12 protein-coding genes are annotated in these 19281 nt (G+C 73.5%); 4 read left to right on the plus strand and 8 right to left on the minus strand.

The annotated features are described in order from the left end of the window. Positions 1-7 precede the first annotated feature (7 nt). On the plus strand, positions 8-5656 hold the full coding sequence (locus QSK20_RS24110) for an RHS repeat domain-containing protein (RefSeq protein WP_285790890.1): 5649 nt from the start codon (positions 8-10) through the stop codon (positions 5654-5656). On the opposite strand, the gene QSK20_RS24115 is transcribed toward QSK20_RS24110, so the two are convergent. From QSK20_RS24115 to QSK20_RS24135, 5 genes are all read right to left on the minus strand, one after another. Then, on the minus strand, positions 5601-6707 hold the full coding sequence (locus QSK20_RS24115) for a GlxA family transcriptional regulator (RefSeq protein ID WP_285790891.1): 1107 nt from the start codon (positions 6705-6707) through the stop codon (positions 5601-5603). The two genes, QSK20_RS24110 and QSK20_RS24115, sit on opposite strands and share 56 nt — an antisense overlap. 98 nt (positions 6708-6805) lie before the next feature. Continuing rightward, positions 6806-9286, minus strand: a complete 2481-nt coding sequence (locus QSK20_RS24120) for an ABC transporter permease (RefSeq protein WP_285790892.1) — start codon at positions 9284-9286, stop codon at positions 6806-6808. Between the two features lies 1 nt (position 9287). Further along, positions 9288-10082, minus strand: a complete 795-nt coding sequence (locus QSK20_RS24125) for an ABC transporter ATP-binding protein (RefSeq protein ID WP_285790981.1) — start codon at positions 10080-10082, stop codon at positions 9288-9290. A 149-nt stretch (positions 10083-10231) separates the two neighbouring features. Further along, on the minus strand, positions 10232-10897 hold the full coding sequence (locus tag QSK20_RS24130) for a response regulator (protein ID WP_088983613.1): 666 nt from the start codon (positions 10895-10897) through the stop codon (positions 10232-10234). Then, positions 10894-12255 (minus strand): sensor histidine kinase, encoded by a 1362-nt coding sequence (locus QSK20_RS24135; protein ID WP_285790893.1) that lies wholly within the window; start codon positions 12253-12255, stop codon positions 10894-10896. The genes QSK20_RS24130 and QSK20_RS24135 overlap by 4 nt, the downstream gene beginning before the upstream one ends. 159 nt (positions 12256-12414) lie before the next feature. Here QSK20_RS24135 and QSK20_RS24140 point away from each other — a divergent pair, with 159 nt between their 5' ends. Beyond that, complete coding sequence (locus QSK20_RS24140; protein WP_285790894.1) at positions 12415-13332, plus strand: aminoglycoside phosphotransferase family protein; 918 nt, start codon at positions 12415-12417, stop codon at positions 13330-13332. Between the two features lie 64 nt (positions 13333-13396). On the opposite strand, the gene QSK20_RS24145 is transcribed toward QSK20_RS24140, so the two are convergent. Then, the gene (locus QSK20_RS24145; RefSeq protein WP_285790895.1) at positions 13397-14980 is read right to left on the minus strand and encodes a pectate lyase family protein; all 1584 of its coding nucleotides are present in this window, start codon (positions 14978-14980) and stop codon (positions 13397-13399) included. A gap of 262 nt (positions 14981-15242) precedes the next feature. Here QSK20_RS24145 and QSK20_RS24150 point away from each other — a divergent pair, with 262 nt between their 5' ends. Then, a complete protein-coding gene (locus QSK20_RS24150; RefSeq protein WP_285790896.1) occupies positions 15243-16487 on the plus strand; it encodes an MFS transporter in 1245 nt (414 codons plus the stop codon). Further along, positions 16484-17227: a MerR family transcriptional regulator gene (locus QSK20_RS24155; protein WP_285790897.1), complete on the plus strand. Its 744-nt coding sequence runs from the start codon at positions 16484-16486 to the stop codon at positions 17225-17227. The genes QSK20_RS24150 and QSK20_RS24155 overlap by 4 nt, the downstream gene beginning before the upstream one ends. Before the next feature lie 211 nt (positions 17228-17438). Here the strand turns inward: QSK20_RS24155 and QSK20_RS24160 are convergent, their stop codons facing one another. Together QSK20_RS24160 and QSK20_RS24165 are read right to left on the minus strand one after the other, a co-directional pair. Continuing rightward, positions 17439-18383, minus strand: a complete 945-nt coding sequence (locus QSK20_RS24160) for an ABC transporter substrate-binding protein (protein ID WP_088983623.1) — start codon at positions 18381-18383, stop codon at positions 17439-17441. Further along, on the minus strand, positions 18383-19264 hold the full coding sequence (locus QSK20_RS24165) for an ABC transporter ATP-binding protein (RefSeq protein WP_285790898.1): 882 nt from the start codon (positions 19262-19264) through the stop codon (positions 18383-18385). Before QSK20_RS24165 ends, QSK20_RS24160 begins: the two co-directional genes overlap by 1 nt. Positions 19265-19281: the final 17 nt, after the last annotated feature.

Genomic DNA, 19281 nt, shown 5'->3' on the forward strand with positions numbered 1-19281 from the left:
AGGAAACATGTCGTATTCGACCCCGCGCCGGTGGCTGGCGGCGGCCGTGACCGTCCTGACGGGTGCTGCGCTGGCGGTGGCGGTGCAGCCGTCGCCGGCCACCGCCGCCGGTCCGTCGGTGGGCCTGCCGGGCACCCCGTCGGTGCCGGTGACCCAGGAGACGATGGCCGCCCGCCCGACCGACCCGGCGACCAGCCAGGCCCTGACCGGCAACCAGCCGGCCGGCAGCGGAGCGCCCGACGGCGGCGGCACCCCGACCGCCACACCGCTGTCGCCGTCGGCGACCTGGGCCGTCTCGGCGCAGTCCGGTGACTTCCAGTGGTCGTACCCGCTGCGGGTGCCGCCGGTGCCGGGCGGCCTGACGCCGGACCTGGCGCTGTCCTACCAGTCGTCCACCGTGGACGGGCGGACCAGCGCCGCCAACAACCAGCCCTCCTGGGTGGGGGACGGCTGGCACCTCAACCCCGGCTTCGTGGAACGCTCCTACGGCGCCTGCGCCGACGACAAGGCCGGCGGCACCGCCCCGCCGGTCACCGGCGACCTCTGCTGGCGCAGCGACAACGCCACCGCCGCGTACGGTGGCGGGGGCGGCATGCTCGTCTGCTGCGACGCGGACAGCCGGTGGCGGACCGCCAGCGACGACGGGTCCCGCATCGAACGGCTCGACGGCGCCGGCAACGGCGACGACGACGGCGAGTACTGGAAGATCACCACCGTGGACGGGCTCCAGTACTTCTTCGGCTCCCGTCCCGAGGCGAAGTCCACCTGGACGGTTCCGGTGTTCGGCGACGACGTGGGGGAGCCCTGCCACGGTGCCACCTTCGCCGCCTCCCGCTGCCCGCAGGCGTGGCGGTGGAACCTCGACAAGGTGGTCGACCGCAACGGCAACACGATGCTGTTCAGCTACCAGACCGAGACCAACGCCTACGGCGTGAACCTCACCGACACCGCCGTCTCCTACGTGCGCGGCGGCTGGCTGGAGCGCATCGAGTACGGGCTGCACAGCACGGCGGCGGGCACGCCGGCCGCGCAGGTGGTGTTCGCCGTGGCGGACCGGTGCGTACCGGGCAGCACCTGCGTCGTCGAGCGCCCCGAGAACTGGCCGGACACCCCGCTCAACCAGCGGTGCGTCGCCGCCACCTGCCCGGGCAGGCACTCCCCGACGTTCTGGTCGACCAAGCGGCTGGCCAGCGTCACCACCCAGGTACGGCGGGACGGCGTCCTGGCCGACGTCGACCGGTGGACCCTCGAACAGGCGTACCCGAAACCCGGCGACGGGGAGCCGTCGGCGGCCCTCTGGCTGCGCTCCGTCACCCACACCGGGCTGGTCGGCGGCTCGGCGGCCCTGCCGCCGGTGACCTTCGAGGGCGCCGCGTTGCCGAACCGGGTGTACCAGGACGACCACCTGTCGCCGTTGCTGCGGTACCGGCTCACCGGGATCGTCGCCGAGTCCGGCGGGCTCATCTCGGTCCACTACGCCGACCCGGACTGCGTGCCGGGCACGTCCATGCCCACCGAGGCGCACCGCAACACCCACCGCTGCTTCCCGGTGACCTGGAGCCGGCCCGGCCACGCCGAACGGACCGACTGGTTCCACAAGTACGTGGTGGCGACCGTCACCGTCGGCGACCGGATCAGCAGCAGCACCGACCAGGTGTTCGCCTACGAGTACCTCGACGGCGCGGCCTGGCACCAGGACACCTCCGAGTTCACGCCCCCGGACAAACGGACCTGGAACGAGTTCCGGGGCTTCGCCCGGGTCCGGGTCCGTACCGGCGCGAGCGACGACCCGGCCGGCCCGGTCAGCCGCTCCGAGCAGCGGTTCTACCGGGGTATGCACGGGGACCCGCAGCCCGGCGGCGGCACCCGGTCGGTGACCTTCGAAGACTCGGAGGGCACCGCGCACACCGACCACGACTGGTTGCGGGGCCTGGAGCGGGAGACGATCACCTACCTCGGCGACAGCACGACGGTGGTGGCCAAGACGCTCACCGACCCCGTATGGCAGGGCCCGACCGCCTCCCGGGGCACCTTCCGCGCGTACGTCGTCCGGCCCGGCACCGAACGCACCTTCACCACCCTGGAGAACGGCCGGCGGGAGACCAGGGTGGTGACCGGGTACGACGACCGGGGCCTGGCCACCACGGTCGACGACCTCGGCGACGTCGGCACCGCCGCCGACGACCTGTGCACCCGGGTCACCTACGCGCGCAACACCACGCGCTGGCTGCTGTCGCTGCCGTCGCGGACGCAGACGCTCTCGGTGCGCTGCGCGGCGACGCCGTCGCCGCCCACCCACACCGTCACCGACCGGTACACGTCCTACGACGGGCAGGCCCGGGGAGCCGCCCCGACGGCGGGCAACCCGACCCGGCTGGAGGTGCTCGACCGGTTCGACGACGGCCAGCCGGTCCACGTGACCGAGTCCACCGCCACGTACGACGCGCACGGCCGCCCCACGGAGACCCGCGACGCGCTCGACCGGCGGACCCGCACCGCGTACACGCCGACGACCGGCGGGCCGACCACCGCGACGGTGGTCACCGACCCGATGGGGTTCACCACGACCACCGCCCTGGAGCCGGCCGCCGGTCAGCCGGTCACCGTCACCGACGTCAACGGCCGGCGCACCGACACCGCCCACGACCCGCTGGGCCGGGTCGTCGCGGTCTGGACGCCGGACCGGCCGCGCGGGCCGGGCGTCGAGGCCGGCCACACGTTCTCCTACCTGGTCCGGCGGGACGCGCCGACCGTGGTGACCAGCACCCGGCTCGGCCCGAACGGCACCTACGTCAGTAGCAAGGAGATATACGACGGGCAGTTGCGGCTCCGGCAGTCGCAGGAGCCCGCGGTCGGCGGCGGTCGGCTGCTGACCGACACCCGGTACGACTCGCAGGGGCGGGCGTACAAGACCACCTCCGCGTACTTCAACGACGCGCCCATGGACGACAACCTGTGGCGGGCGTCGGACACCCAGGTGCCCGGGATCACCGAGGCCCGGTTCGACGGGGCCGGCCGGGCGGTCGAGGCGATCTACAAGAGCGGCGCGGTGGCGACCTGGCGCACCACCACCCGCTACGGCGGCGACCGGATCCATGTCACGCCGCGCGCCGGAGGCACGCCCACCACCACCGTCACCGACGCCCGGGGGCGCACCGTCGCCCTGCACCAGTACCGGGGCGGCACCACCGACGGACCGTCCGACGTCACCCGGTACACGTACGACCCGGCCGGGCGACTTACCACGATCACCGACCCCGCCGGCAACAGCTGGAGCTACCAGTACGACAAGCGGGGCCGGCAGGTCCGGACCGACCACCCCGACCGGGGCGAGACCCGGATGACGTACGACGCGGCCGGGCAGCTCCGCACCGTCACCGACGCCCGCGACCAGAGCGTCAGCTACGCCTACGACGACCGGGGTCGACCGCTGCGCGTTCGCTCCGGCGACGCTGGGCCGCTGCTCGCCACCTGGACCTACGACACCGTGCCGGACGGCTTCGGCGGGGTGGTGAAGGGCCAGCCGGCGACCACGACCAGCTACGACGCGGACGGCAACGCCTACACCAGCGCGGTGCTCTCGTACACCGCGCGGTACCAGCAGCGGAAGAGCGCGATCACCATCCCGACGGCGCAGGGGGCCCTCGCCGGCACGTACACCTCGTACACGTCGTACCACCCGGACGGCAGCCTCGCCGGGGTGAGCCTTCCCGGCGTCGGCGGCCTCTTCGACGAGGAGGTCCTCCACACCTACGACGACAGCGGCCGACCGCTGACCACGTACGGCGGGCCGGACGGGCAGACCGTCACCTACGCGGCCAGCACCCAGTACACCCGCTACGGCGAGATGCAGCGCCTGCAACTGGGCACCGGCACGAAGCGGGTCTGGCTGTCCCGCTACTTCGACGCCCACACCCGGCGGCTGGACCGCACCATCGTGGACGCCGAGCTGCCCCGACCGATGCAGTCGGACGTCCACTACACCTACGACGACATGGGCAACGTCACCTCGGTCGCGGACACCCCGCTGGAGCAGCCGGCCGACGTGCAGTGCTACCGCTACGACCACCTGCGCCGGCTCACCGAGGCGTGGACGCCGGGCGGGGACTGCGCCGCCGACCCGACGACGGCCGGACTGGCCGGGCCGGCGCCGTACTGGCAGTCGTTCGCCTACGACCTGGTGGGCAACCGGCTCGGCAAGGTCGAGCACACCGCCGCCGGCGACGTCGCCACCGGCTACACCTACCCGGCCCCGGGCGGTGACCGGCCGCACGCGCCGACCGCCGTCACCGGCGCCGGCGCGCAGAGCTACGCGTACGACGCCGCCGGCAACACCACCGCGCGGGGCGACCAGCGGCTCACCTGGGACGCGCTCGGCCGGCTGGCCGAGGCCACCGAGAACGGGCAGACCAGCAGCTTCGTCTACGACGCGACCGGCCAGCGCCTGATCCGCCGTGATCCCGGCGCCACCACCCTCTACCTCGGGGACCAGGAGGTACGGCTCGACCACGCCACCGGCGCGCTGACCGGCACCCGCCACTACCGGCACGGCGGCACGCGGATCGCGGTGCGCTCCACGACCGGTCTGCACTGGCTCGCCGGTGACCAGCAGGGCACCGCCCAGGTGTCGATCGACGCGTCCCGGCTGACGGTGACGAAGCGCCGCTTCGACCCGTTCGGCAACCCGCGCGGCACCCGACCGGCCTGGCCGGACGAGCGGGGCTTCGTCGGCGGCACGGTCGACGACAGCACCGACCTGACCCATCTCGGTGCCCGCGAGTACGACCCGCGGCACGGCCGGTTCATCTCGGTCGACCCGGTCCTCGGCAACGAGCCGCAGTTGATGAACGGCTACGGCTACAGCAACAACAACCCCGTCACGTTCAGCGACCCGACCGGCCTGTACTGCGACAGTTGCGACTTCTACGCACACACCAAGGGTGAGTACAGCGTCTGGTCGCCCGAGCCCAAGCGGAAGTCGTTCTGCGACAGCTGCGAGTTCCACTCCCGCCGGGACGGCACCCGGAGTCCCTGGAACCGGCCCCGGGTCAACCCCCGGCACCGGCCGACCGTGTTCGCCGAGAGCGACCGGATCAACAAACTCAGGGCGCAGGACCGGACGGCGGGCCGGATCACCGACGAGGTCGACAAGCTGCTGGACGACCTCGAGGACGCCGGCATCGGCGCCGCCGTGGACGACGAGCAGATCCGCGCCGCCGCCGACCAGGTCGCCGCGAACCCCGAATGGTCGGCGTCCATCTGCCTCGAGTTCAGCGGGGCGGTCGTCTACGGCTTCGTCACCGAGGGGTGCGTCAACTTCGACTCGGTGGGTGTCACGTTCAGCCAGTCGGAGAAGTGGGGGTGGGTTGTCGGGGCGGAGGTGCACGCCACCGCGGTCTTCCGGCTGAACCACTCCAGCGCCGCGGACGTGGCCGGTTCGAGCGGCGGGAAGGTGATCAGTGTCGCCGCCGAAGGTGGGCTCGGCCCGTACGGCGGCCTGGAACACGAGCAGAAGTTCCCGGTGCCGAACGACAACGCCGGCTCACTGGCCATGAAGTTCGGGGTGGGCGCGGGCGCCTCGGTCGGCTCGCTGATGACCGTCACGTACGCCGAGAACTCCGGGTACCGCGTCCGGTGGGACGAGCCCCCGCGGTAGCCGCAGGACCCGCGATCGGGGGGTCCGGCACGTCGTCGTCCGACGTGCCGGGCTCCCCGGTCGGCGTCGGGCCGCGTCGCGCGGCGGGGGCGGTGGTGCGCCGCTCGGCCCGGAAGCGTGCGGGCGGCATGGCGTAGCGGGCGAGGAACGCCTGCCGCAACGACTCGGTGGACCCGAAGCCGCAGCGCCGGGCCACCGCGAGCAGGGGCAACGTGGTCGAGACCAGCAGGTGCGCGGCGGCCTCGGTACGGACCTGGCGCACGTACTGCGCGGGCGTCGCGTCCAGGTAGGTGAGGAAGAGGCGCGACAGGTGCCGCTCGCTGACGCCGGAGAGGCGGGCCAGGGCGGCGGCGCCCAGATCGTCGGCCAGGTGCCCGGCGATGTGGTTGCTGACGCGGCGCACGACGAGGTCGTCGGACGAACACCGGGTCAGGAACATGCTCATCTGCGCCTGGGTGCCGGGCCGTTGCAGGTACGTGACCACGCCCAGCGCGACGCCCCGCGCCAGGGCCATGCCGTGGTCCTCCTCGATGAAGGAGAGCGTCAGGTCGAGGGCGCTGGTGACGCCGCCCGAGGTCGCGACCTTCCCGTCGCGGATGTAGATCGGCTCCGGGTCGACGAGGACGTCGGGATAGCTGCGGGCGAGTTGCTCGGCGTACATCCAGTGGCTGGTCGCCCGGCGGTTGGCCAGCAGGCCGGCCTCGGCGAGGACGGTCGCCCCGGTGCAGACCGACGCCACCCGGCGGGCCAGCGCGGCCAGGCGTCGCACGTGCCCGACCAGGAGTTGACTCGCCGCCGCCCGCTCGTGGCCCAGGCCACCGGAGACGATGATGGTGTCGATCGGGTCATGCCACCGCTCCAGGCTGTCCTGCCCCTGTAGCTGGAGTCCGGAGTCGCAGGTGATGCCCTGCCCGCCGGGCGTGACCAGCACGGACCGGTACGGCGGGTTCGCGCCGATGCGGTTGGCGAGGTCCAGACTGGAACTGACGCAGGCGATGTCGATGAGTTCCGCACCGTCGTACCCGACGACGAGGACCACCCGCTCCCGCATCCCCTCACCGTACGCGACCCGGCCGCAGCTGTCGGACACCGAGCACCGGGCCCGACGGGTGCGGGCGGTCGGGGCCGACACCCCGACCGCCCGCGCGCTCACTCCGCGCCCAGCGCCTCCACCACCGGCCGGGACAACGCCCGCCGGGCCGGCAGCACCGACGCGGCCAGCGCGGCCAGTGCCGCGACGGCGAGGATGCCGCCGAGCTGCCCCCACGGCACGACCAGGGTGAAGTCGCCGGCCAGTTCGGCGAGGAAGGCCATCGCCCCCGCGCTCACCCCGATGCCCAGGGCCACCCCGAGCACCGCGCCGACCAGGGCGGTGAGCACCGCCTCGGCGGCGAGCATGGCGCGCATCCGGCCCCGGGTCAGCCCGACGGCCCGCAGCACCGCGTTCTCCCGGGTCCGCTCCACGACCGACAGGCTCAACGTGTTGGCCACCCCGACCAGGGCGATCACCACCGCCAGGCCGAGCAGGGCCACCACGAAGGCGAGCAGCATGTCCACCGTGCCGGTGAGCATCCGCTTGTACGCCGCCTGGTCCATCAGGTTCACCGTCGGGTAGCGGGTCAGCACCGACTCGACCGCGGCCCGCGCGGCGGACGCGTCGACCCCCTCGGCCGGGTCGACCTCGGCCAGGTAGCCCCGGACGGTGGGGAAGAGGCGGGTGAGATCGGCGGACGTCACCTCGACCACGTGCCCGGCCGGCACCGGACCGTCGCCGTCGACGGACTCGTCGGCGGTGACCACGGCGGCCACCTCGAACGAGCGGCCACCCAGGGTGACCCGGTCACCGGCCGACCAGCCCCGGTCCCGGGCCAGCTCGCGGTGCACCAGCACCCGGCCCGGCCCCAGCCGGTCGACCCGCCCGGAGTCCACCCCGGTCAGGGTCCGGCCGACCAGCGCCGGGTGGGCGGCCCGGAACTCGACCTCGTCGGCCACCTCGCTGCGCCGCTCGTGCACCACTCCCAGCTCGGGGCGACCGGTCAGCTCGTCGACCAGGCCGGCGGGCAGGTCCCCACCGATCCCGGTGACCAGGAAGTCCACCCCGACCTGGGCGTCCACGCTGCGTTCGATGGCCGTCTTGGTGCTCTGCGCCCCGACCACGAACGACGACACCAGACCGATGCCGATGACCAGGGCGGTCGCGGTGGCGGCGACCCGTCGGGGGTTGCGGACCGCGTTGGCCACCGCCAGCGCGGTGGTGGTGCCGAGGACCCGGCGGGCGGGCGCGCCGATCAGCCGGACCAGCGCCGGCACCAGCACCGGGCCGAACAGGACGATGCCCAGGAAACTCAGCACCCCGCCGCCGGCCACCAGCAGGACCTGACCCACCGAGGCGGCCCCGGCCAGCGACGCCACCCCGGCGGCGAGGACGATCGCGCCGACCGCCAGGCGTACCCGGCCGGCGGGACGGGTGACCTGCACGGCGGCGTCGGTCAGCGCGGCCACCGGAGCGACCCGGGTGCCCTGCCAGGCCGGTACGCAGGCCGCGCCGACGGTGAGCACGGTCCCGGCGAGCAGGCAGCCCAGCACCGTCGCCGGGGTCACGGTGAGGGTGCCGGAGAGCGGCGTGTCCAGCGCGGCCATCAGCGCGGTCATCCCCGCCGCGAGACCGGCGCCGACCAGCACCCCGAGCGCCGAGGCGACCAGTCCGACCAGTGCCGACTCCAGCAGGGTCGCCCGGAACACCTGGCCCCGGGTGGCGCCGACCAGACGCAGCAGCGCGGTGCGGCGGGCGCGCTGGGCGAGCACGATGGTGAAGGTGTTGGCGATGACGAACGCGGCCACCACCACCGCCACCCCGGCGAAGGTCAGCAGCACCAGGTTGAACTGACGCAGGTCGCGGACGGCGTCGGCGACGGCGGCGTCGAGGATCTGGGTACGGGTGCGCACCGTGGTGCCGGAGCCGACCACCTCGGCGAGCCGGTCGGCCAGGACGGTGTCGGCGACGCCCGGCCCGGCCGCCACCATGATCCGGCCGTACCCTCCGACGTCGGTGACGGTGAGCGCGTCGACGCCGACCAGGCCGATGAACGGCCCGCCGACGTCCCGCGCCGTGCCGGCCACGTCGACCGTGCCGACCAGCGTGTACGCGCGTGCGGCCCCACTGGCGCCACCGACGCGCACCGGTCCGCCGAGGCGGAACCCCTCGTCGGCGACGGTCTCCTCGTCGAGCACCACCTCGCCGGAGCGCGCCGGGAGCCGACCGGCCACCACGTCGTACGACTGGAGGGCCGGGTCGGTGGGGACGGCGGCGAGGAAACCGAAGCCGAGCACCGGTCGGCCGTCGGCGCCGACCACCCCGGCGGTGCCGGTCAGTTCCCCCTCGGCCGCCCGCACGCCGTCGACGGCGCGCACCTTCTCCACCAGGGCGGCCGGGATCGGGTCCTGTTCGGCGTAGACGCCGACGTCGGTGTGCCGGTCGAAGGCGCCGGCCCGCTCGTACGTGCCGGCCCGCATGCCGTCGATGAAGATCAACGTGCCGGCGATGAAGGCCACGCCGAGCACCACGGCCAGGGCGGAGAGCAGCATCCGCAGCGCCTCGGCGCGCAGTGAGCGCAGGGTCAGGCGGAACACCTCACCACCCCCGGGTGTCGCCGGCGCCGGCGGGCGCGGTGGCCGGGTCGAGGTGGGCCAGCGCGTCGAGGACCCGCTCGGCGGTCGGCGCGGTCAGCTCCCGTACCAGCCGGCCGTCGGCGAGGAAGACCACCCGGTCGGCGTGGGCGGCGGCGACCGGGTCGTGGGTCACCATGACCACCGTCTGGCCGAGGGTGTCCACCGCCTCGCGCAGCAGCCGCAGCACCTCCGCGCCGGCCCGGGAGTCCAGGTTGCCGGTGGGCTCGTCGGCGAAGATCACCCACGGCTTGGTGACCAGCGCGCGGGCCACCGCGACCCGTTGCTGCTGTCCGCCGGAGAGTTCGGCCGGGCGGTGCCGCAGCCGTTCGGTCAGCCCGACCGCCGCGACCACCTGCCGCAGCCACGCCGGGTCGGGACGCCGGCCGGCGATGGCCAGCGGCAGCACGACGTTCTCCTCGGCGGTGAGCGCCGGCAGCAGGTTGAACTTCTGGAACACGAAGCCGACCCGGTCGCGGCGCAGCAGGGTGAGCCGACGGTCGTCCAGGCGGTCCAGGTCGGCGTCGCCGATCCGGACCGACCCGGCGGTGGGCCGGTCCAGGCCGGCCAGGCAGTGCATCAGCGTCGACTTGCCGGAGCCGGACGGCCCCATGATCGCGGTGAACCGGCCGGCGGCGAAGTCGACGTCGACGCCGTCGAGGGCGACGACGGCGGCCTGGCCGGTGCCGTAGCGCTTGGTCAGCCCTCGGGCGGTGACGGCAACCCCGGCGGCGGCGTGGACGGGTGGTGCGACGGACACGTGGTGCTCCCCGTACGGATGGAAGGTCTCGGACGTCTCCGACGCTATGGCCGGCATCCGCCCGTCGAGATCAACCCGCACGCTCGACTCCGGTACGCCCCGGGTCGCCCCCGCCCGGCGGGGCCGTACGACCCAGGTCGTACGTCGGGTCAGCCGCCGGGGGTGACCAGGCCGCTCTCGTACGCCAGCACCACCGCCTGCACCCGGTCGCGGAGCTGGAGCTTGGCCAGGATCCGGCCGACGTGCGTCTTCACCGTCGCCTCGGCCACGTGCACCCGGGCGGCGATCTCCGCGTTGGACAGGCCCTGCGCCACCAGCAGCAGGATCTCCCGTTCCCGCTCGGTGAGCTGGGCCAGCCGGGGATCCTCGGTGGGGCCGGCGCCGAGCTGCCCGGCGAACCGGTCGAGCAGCCGCCGCGTGATCGACGGAGCGACCACCGAGTCGCCCTGGGCCACCACCCGGATCGCGGCGAGCAGCTCCTCCGGCGGGACGTTCTTGAGCAGGAAGCCGCTGGCCCCGGCGCGCAGCGCGGCGAACGCGTCGGCCTCGGTGTCGAAGGTCGTCAGCACCAGCACCCGGGGCGACCCGGCCGGGCGGTCGGCGCAGAGCCGCCGGGTGGCCTCCACCCCGTCCATGGTCGGCATCCGGACGTCCATCACCACCACGTCCGCCTCGACGCGGGACAGCACCCGCAGCGCGTCCGCGCCGTCGATCGCCTCGCCGACCACCTCCAGGTCGGGCTGGGAGTCCAGCACCATCCGGAACCCGGCGCGGACCAGCGCCTGGTCGTCCACGATCACCACCCGGACCGTCAAACCGTCGTCACCTCCGTCGTGGGGTTCGACGGTAGCGGCAGCCGCGCCCGCACCTGCCACCCCCCGGCCAGCCGGGGCCCGGCGGCGAGGCTGCCGTCGTACACCGACACCCGTTCGCGCATGCCGACCAGGCCGTGCCCACCGGACGGCGCCGGGGTGACCGCCGGACGTCCCCGGCCGTCGTCGACCACGTCGAGCACGACGGCGTCCGCGTCGTGGGCGAGGGTGACCTCCACGGTGGCGCCGACCCCGGCGTGCTTGAGCGCGTTGGTCAGCGCCTCCTGCACCAGCCGGTACACGGTCAGCTCCAGGGCCTGCGGCAGCGCCCCGGACGTGCCGGTGGCCACGAACCGCACCCGCAGCCCGGCGGCGCGGAACCGGTCCAGCAGGGCCGGCAGCTCGGCCACCGACGGCCGCCGGCGCGCCGGCTCGTCGGCCAGCACCTCGGGACCCGGACCGCCGGCCGCGTCCGCCCGGTCACTGCCGCCGGCCGGCGCGCCGGGTCCGGCGCCGCCCGCGCGGCCGGCCCCGGTGGCGGCTCCGGCACCCGGCCCGACAGCGGCTCCCGACCCGGCCTCGGCACCGGCTCCCGGCCTGCCCTCGGCACCGGCCCCCGGTCCGGCCGGGCCCGGCTCGCGCAGGACGCCCACCAGGCGGCGCATGTCCTCCAGCGCCTGCCGGCCGGTGTCCGCCACGATCCGGACCGCGTTACGGGCGGTCTCCGGACTCTGGTCGATCATGAACCGGGCCCCGTCCGCCTGGACGATCATGACGGCCATGCTGTGCGCCACCACGTCGTGCAGCTCGCGGGCGATCCGGGTGCGCTCCTCGGCCACCGCCGCCCGCGCCTCGGCCTCCCGTTCCCGCTCCAGGGTCGCCGCCCGCTCCTCCAGGCTCAGCACGTACAGCCGCCGGGTGCGCACGTTCAGCGCCACCAGCCACACCGCCCCGGTGACCAGCCCGTAGTAGATGGCCGAGAAGTACCAGGCGGCAGGCGACTGGGTCTGCACGGCGGCGAGGACCACCCCGACCGCGGCGACGATCCCGGCGACGATCCCGTCGCGCAGCCGGTCGGCGTACTTGACCACGCTGTACAGGGCGACCAGCACCGCCAGGTCGTACGGCAGCGGCCCCCAGCCGTACACGACCTGGCTGAACGCCAGCACCGCCACCACGGCGGTGACCGCCACCGGCCGGACCCGACGCCACACCAGGACCACCGCCATCGCCAGGCCGACGACGCTGGACTTCCAGCCGCCCACGGTGGGCGCGGCGGCGACCGCGAGGAGCGCCACCACGCCCGCGACGGCCACGTCGAAGACGACGCTGCGCACCGGCCGGCTCAGGATCCGTGTCATCGCCGTCCAGCGTACGAGTCGCCCCGGTCCCCGGTCCCCGGTCCCCGGACGGCGGGCGGGCGCATCCGTGACCCCGCTCCCTCCACGGTCGTACCCGGGCGTGCCCGGGGCGGCGAAAAGGAGTGCCGCCCGGCGCGGAAGGCTCACTAGCATCGGCCCGTGGACGACAGACGGTGGCGCGACCCGGAGTGGCTGGCCGGCGTGGGGGAGTGGATCGACGAGCGACTCGGGGAGGTGGGCCTGACACGGAGCGGCCCGTCCGCCCAGCCGCACGTCTACCCGTGGTCGACCGTGCTGCGCGTACCGACGGATCGGGGCGACGTCTGGTTCAAGGCCAACAGCGAGGCGCTGCGGCACGAGGCCGCCCTCGTGCAGCGGATCGCCGCCCGCCGTCCCGACGTGGTGCCGCCGCTGCTGGCGGCCGACACCGCGACCGGCTGGATGCTGATGCCGGACGCGGGGGAGACCCTGCGGGTGGTGACGCAGCGCGAGCAGAGCCTGGACCGGTGGCACGCCGTCCTGCCGCTCTACGCCGGTGTCCAGCTGGACCTCGCGGACGAGGTCGACGACCTGCTCGCGCTCGGGGTGCCCGACCTGCGCCTGGCCACCCTGCCCAAGGCGTACGCGAGGCTGGTCGACGAGGTCGGCGCGGACCGGCGCTTCCACGACGCGGTGCCGATGGTGACCGACCTGTGTGACGAACTCGCCGGGTACGGGCTGCCGGAGCTGCTCCAGCACGACGATCTGCACGACGCCCAGGTGTTCGTGCGCGACGGCCGCCACCTGGTGCTGGACTGGGGCGACGCCTGTGTGTCGCACCCCTTCTTCAGCCTCTCCGTCACCCTGGAGGGTGGCGTGGCGTGGGGCCTGGCCGACGTCCAGGACTCGGTCGACATCGCGCCGTTCCGGGACGCCTACCTCCGGCCGTACGCTGAGCGTTTCGCCGGTGACCTGGTGGCTGCGGTCCGGGTGGCGCTCCGCCTCGGTTGGGTCTGCCGGGCGGTCAACGGGCACGTCCCCGGCGACGACCGGCAGACCCTGGTCCGACTGCGGATGTTCCTCGACGGGCGGCCGTAGCCGGGCCGGTCGCTGTCCGGTGGGGCCAGGGACTATCGGCCCCACCGGACAGCGGACCCTGCCGTTATCCGGCGTAGGTCTCGAACTCGGCGACGCGCGGGGCGCCGGACGAGCTGTTGATCTTGAAGGTGATCTTGGTCAGCGAGGTCGCGGAGAAGGTGATGGTCCCCGCCCCGCTGCCGGAGGCCAGGACGGCGCCGGTGTCGTGGTTGAGGAGCTGCCAGGAGCCGATGCTGCCCTGGGTGCCGGAGGGTTCCCGGACGACGACCCGGGCGACCCGGGTGGCGGAACCCCACTTGATCGAGATGGAGCCGGTCGCGCCGGCCGGCGACCAGTAGGTGCTCAGGCTGCCGTCCCGCACGTTGCCGTAGCTGGTCCCGTCGGCCTTGCTGGAGCCGTCGGAGCCGGCGCCGATGCTGAGGTTGGTCCCGCTGGTCGGTCCGGGCGTGGGGCTGGTCGGGCCCGGGGTGGGGCTGGTCGGGCCGGGCGTCGGGCTGGTCGGCCCCGGGGTCGGGTTGGTCGGTCCCGGCGTCGGGGTCTGCGGCGTGCAGTTGCCGTCCGACACCCGCAGGCCCTTGTTGGCGCCGGCCGTCTGCCGCACGACGTCCGGCACGCAGCTGGCCCCGTCGAGCCGGTAGGAGTACGGGATGCTGACGGTGGTGTTGGACTGCGGGTTGGGGCCGGCCGGGTAGTTGTCGGTGCCGGGGCTGGACCAGGTCACGTTGTCGAAGGTGTTGCCGCTGACCTGCCAGTAGCCGCGCTCGCTGGTGTAGAAGGTGCCCAGCACGTCCTTCGAGTTCTTGAAGTAGTTGTTGTCCACCTTGGCGCGCGCCCCGGCCCGGGAGTTGATGCCGGACTCGTACAGGTTCACGTAGTGGTTGTTGTAGATGTGGGCGATGCCGCCGCGCAGCAGGGGCGTACGGGAGTCGATGTTCTCGTACAGGTTGTGGTGGTACGTGATGAAGCCGTTCGACCGGTCGCTCTCACTGGAGCCGACGAGGCCGCCCCGGCCGGAGTTGCGCAGGATGCTGTAGGACAGGGTCACGTACTGGACGTTGTCCTTCATGTCGAAGAGGCCGTCGAAGCCCTCGTCCTCGCCGCCCGAGGCCTCCAGCGTGACGTGGTCGACCCAGACGTTGCGGACCGTGCTCTCCATGCCGATGGCGTCGCCGCCGTTCGAGGTGGGGGAACCGGACTTCTTGACGTTCCGGATGGTCACGTTCTGGATCACGATGTTGCTGGAGTCGCGGATGTGGATGCCCAGCTGGTCGAAGACGGCACCACTGCCGACGCCGATGATCGTGACGTTGCTGATCTGCTTCAGCTCGATCACGCCGGCGGCGGTGTTGCAGCTGTCGCCCGACACCTTGCTGGTGTTGCCGTGGTTGATGGTGCCCTCGACCTGGATGATGATCGGGGTGCTGCTGCTGGGCCGGGTGCACAGGGCCGTGTGGATCGCGGTGCCCGTGGTGGCGCGCACCGTCTGGCCGCCCGTGCCGCCGGTGGTCCCACCGTTCTGGGTCGCGTACCCGGTGGCGCTGCCGGTCGCCGCCGATGCCTGGGGGATCGGCAGGGCCACACAGATCGCGGCCCCGACGGCCGTCGTGGCCAGTGCCGCGGAAAGTCGCAGTGCGACTGGTCGTCTCATCTCGCCTCGCCTTTGTCGTGGTGGTCGGTGCGGTAGGTGCCGCAGGTGTCGCAGATGTCGCGCTCGGCACGCGGATGGGACGATCCGTGTGCTACCGGAAAGCGCTTTCCTTCCCAGCGAGAATAAAGAGGTGATTGTTGATATGGCAAGAGGACGGGCGGATCCCGCGCCGCCGGCGCGGTGGCCGCACCACCTGCGGCGCAGGAGCGTGCGCGCGAGCGGTGGTTGACCCCGACGCGACGTCATGGTTTCCGATGGCCGGGTGAACCGCACGTCGTCGGCGTATCTCGCCTCGTATGTCCTGTCCTTGCTCGGCAACTCCGTCGCCGCTGTCGCCCTGCCGCTGATCGTCCTGCAGAGCACCGGAAGCGCCCTGGCCGCCGGGACCGTCGCGGTGGCCTCGGCGCTGCCGGCGGCGCTTGCCGGCCTGCTCATGGGTATGGTGATCGACCGGATCAACCGGCGGACCGCGTCGGTGCTCACCGATCTGGTCTCCGCGCTGTCGGTCGCCGCGCTGCCGGTGCTGGACGCGACGGTGGGGCTGGCCCTGGGATGGTTCGTCCTGTTCGCCGTCGTCGGGTCGTTCGGCGACGTGCCCGGCCTGACCGCGCGGGAGGCGATGCTCCCGGCGATCACCCGGGCCGGCGGGATGAGCGTGGAACGGCTGCTGGGCCTGCGGGAGGCCCTCGGCGCGGTGGTCCTGCTGGTCGGCCCCGCAGTGGCCGGCGCGATGATCGCGATCATCGACGGGCCGGCGATCCTCTGGGTCACCGCGGCGACGTCCGCGGCGGCCGCCCTCGTCACGATGACCATCCCGCACGGGGTCGGCGCGACCGCCGCGTCCACTCCGGGGACCGGACGCGTGCGCCTGCGGGACGGATGGCACATGCTGCTCCGGTCACCCTTCCTGCTGGCGACCACCGCCGTCAGCACGGTGCTGGTGCTGGTACTGAGCGGCTTCCAGGCACTGGTGCTGCCGGTCCACTTCACCGTGATCGCCCGGCCGGAGCTGCTGGGCCTCGTGCTCAGCGCGCTCGCTCTCGGCCTCCTGGCCGGCGGGGGACTGTACGCCGCGGTCGGAAGCCACGGCCGCCGGAGGACCTGGTTCCTCGTGGGTCTCACCCTCACCATCGCCGGGGCCGCCGCGATGGCGTCCCTCGCCACCCCGTGGGTCGTCCTCGCCGCTGCGGCCGTGGTCGGTCTCGGCAACGGGCTCTGCGGCAGCCTGCTGGGCGTGCTCATGGTCGAGCGGATCCCGGAGGGCACGCAGGGGCGCGTCCTGGGCACCCAGAACGCGATCCTCACCCTCGCGCCCGCCCTCGGCATCGGTGCCGCCGCGATCCTCACCGAGACGGCCGGGGCGGGCACGGCCGCGATCGCCCTTGCCGCCGTGTGGACCGCCACCGGCGTCGTCGCGTTGTGGGCGAGGCCCCTGCGCGACCTGGAACGGCCGGACTCCGGCAGTGGACGACCGCGTAGTCTGGAAGCGGAGGCGGCAGCACCATGACCAGCAGTGAGATCGCGCGACTGGCCGGAGTCAGCGTCCGCACCCTGCGGCACTACCACCGGGTCGGGGTGCTTCCCGAGCCCAGGAGGCGCGCGAACGGCTACCGGGCGTACACCGTGCACGACCTGATCCTGCTGCTGCGCGTCCGCCGCCTGACCGATCTCGGCCTGTCGCTCGACGAGATCCCGCCGCTGCTCGCCGCGCCCGACCGCGCCGGCTCCGTCCTGGACCAACTGGACGGTGAGCTGGCCGCGCAGATCGAGCGGCTCACCGCCCGCCGGGAGGCCATCGCCCGGCTCCGCGCGGCGGGAGCGAGTCCGGACACACCACCGGAACTGGCCGATCTCGTCGCGATCACGAGCGCCCAGCCGGGCGTGACACCGGCCGCCGCCCAGCAGGACCGGGAACTGATGACCCTCGTCCACCACACCCTCGACGAGGACGGCAGGCGGGCCCTGACGGAGTTCGTCACGGCGCTCGTCCACCCCGACCTGCTACCGGCGGCCACCGCCCTGGCGAACCGGTTCGGCGCGCTCGACGCCGAGACGCCGGACGCCGAGGTCGACCAGCTCTTCGCGGACTACCAGCGTACGTTCGGACACCTGGAGGACAGCCGCTTCGCCTCCTCCGAGGCGTCCCGGCTCGGTGCGCTCTTCGCGGACTACCAGGACCCCGGCTTCAACGACACCCAGCGCGCCTTCGTCGCGCGCTTCACCCATGGACCGGTAGACACCGCGTGACCCCGCCGGCCGGCAGTGCCGCGCCGCCGTGTTCGCGTGGTCGTGGTCCGTGCCGGTCAGCGGGGCGCGGCCCCGGACCGGGGCTCCAGCCGTTCACGGCCGTGGGTCAGCCGAAGCGGCGCCACGGACGACCAGGGCCGGGACGCAGCCGTGGTGGCCCGGCCGGCACGGGAACCGGAGGGCCACCACGGGTCGGTGCGTGGCGCCGGGGTCAGGCAGCCAGGTGCTTCTGGAGGTCGTCGAGGATCGCGTTGGCGGCGCCGACGCCGATGCCGGTCATCCAGACCTCGTCGGAGACCACGTACGTCTTGCCGGCCTTGACGGCCGAGAGGCCCTTCCAGAGCGTACCGCCGGTGATCTTGGTCTGCTCGGTGGTGCCCTTCTGGCCGTACGCGGTCACGAAGATGACGTCGCCGTCGACCTCGCTGACCCGCTCGGGGCTCACCCGGTCCATCCGCTTGTCCTCCTTGCCGGCGAGCAGCTGCCGCTCGGGCCGACCCAGGCCGGTGTCGCCGATGACGATGCCGGAGAACGAGTCGGGTCCGTACACGCGGATCTCGGTCGGCATGAACCGGACGATGGAGATCCGGCGGGTGGCGGCGTCGCCGAGGTCGGCGCCGAACTTCTCGGCCCGTGCCTCGTACTGGGCGAGCAGGTCCTTGGCCTGCTGCTCCTTGCCGAGCGCCGCGCCGTCGAAGAGGAAGTTCTCCTTCCAGGTGATGCCGACCATCTCGGTGAAGACCGTCGGCGCGATGGCGCTCAGCTCGTCGTAGAACTTCTCCTGGCGGAACTTGCTGCCGAGGATGAGGTCGGGCTTGAGCGCGGTGATCGCCTCCAGGTCGGGTTCGGTGAGGACACCGACCTCCTTGATGCCGGCGAGCTTCTCCTCGCCGAAGTAGGTCGGCCAGCTCCTCGCCTCACCGGCGGTGGCGGCGCCGACCGGTGTGACACCGAGTGTCAACGCGGTGTCGATCTTGTCTGTGTCGAGGACGACGACCCGCTTGGGTTCGACCGGGACCTTGGTGGTGCCCATGACGTGGGTGATCTCCCGCGTCTGGCCGCCGGCGGTGTCGGCGACCGGGTCGCTCTCACCACAGGCGGTGAGTCCGACGCCGAGGGCGGCGGCCGCGGCGAGAGCGGCGACGAGACGACGCATCAGGTTCCTTCCGAGGGGTACGAGCCGGCGAGAGCCTCCTCGCCGGCGACGGGTACGGCGCCGGACGATCCGGCGGCCGAGGCGCCGGCAGCGACGGCCAGCGTGGGAGTGGTCAGGGCGGGCACCACCAGCGGAGCGCCGGTGACCGGACAGGGCACGACCACGCAGTCGAGCCCGAACACCTCGCGGACCAGGTCCGCGGTGAGGATCTCCCGGGGCGGCCCGGCCGCCACCACGGCACCGGACCGCATCGCGATCAGGTGGTCGGCGTAGCGGGCGGCCTGGTTGAGGTCGTGCAGCACGGCGACGACCGTGCGGCCGCGCTCGACGCGTAGCCGGTGCAGCAGGTCCAGGACCTCCACCTGGTGGGCCAGGTCGAGGAAGGTGGTCGGCTCGTCCAGCAGCAGCGCCTCGGTGTCCTGGGCGAGGGTCATCGCGATCCACGCCCGTTGCCGCTGGCCGCCGGAGAGGGAGTCCACCGGCCGGGTCGCGAGGTCGGCGACGTTGGCCAGCGCCATCGCCCGGTCCACCGCAGCGGCGTCCTGCTCCGACCACTGCCGCCACCAGCGCTGGTACGGCTGCCGTCCGCGACCGACCAGGTCTGCCACGGTGACGCCCTCCGGCACCAGCGGGCTCTGCGGCAGCACACCGAGTCGGCGGGCCACCTCCCTCGTGGGCAGTTCCCGGATGGCGGCGCCGTCGAGCAGCACGGTGCCCCGCCGTGGCGTGAGCAGCCGGGCCATCGTCCGCAGCAGGGTCGACTTGCCGCAGGCGTTCGGCCCGACGACGACCGTGAAGGCGTTGGCGGGCAGGTCCAGGTCCAGCCCGTCCAGCACGGTCCGCTCGTCGTAGCCGGCGACCAGGTCGCGGGTGGAGAGCATCACGCCTCCTCGTGGGG

The organism is Micromonospora sp. NBRC 101691, assembly GCF_030269285.1.
GTDB lineage: Bacteria > Actinomycetota > Actinomycetes > Mycobacteriales > Micromonosporaceae > Micromonospora > Micromonospora echinospora.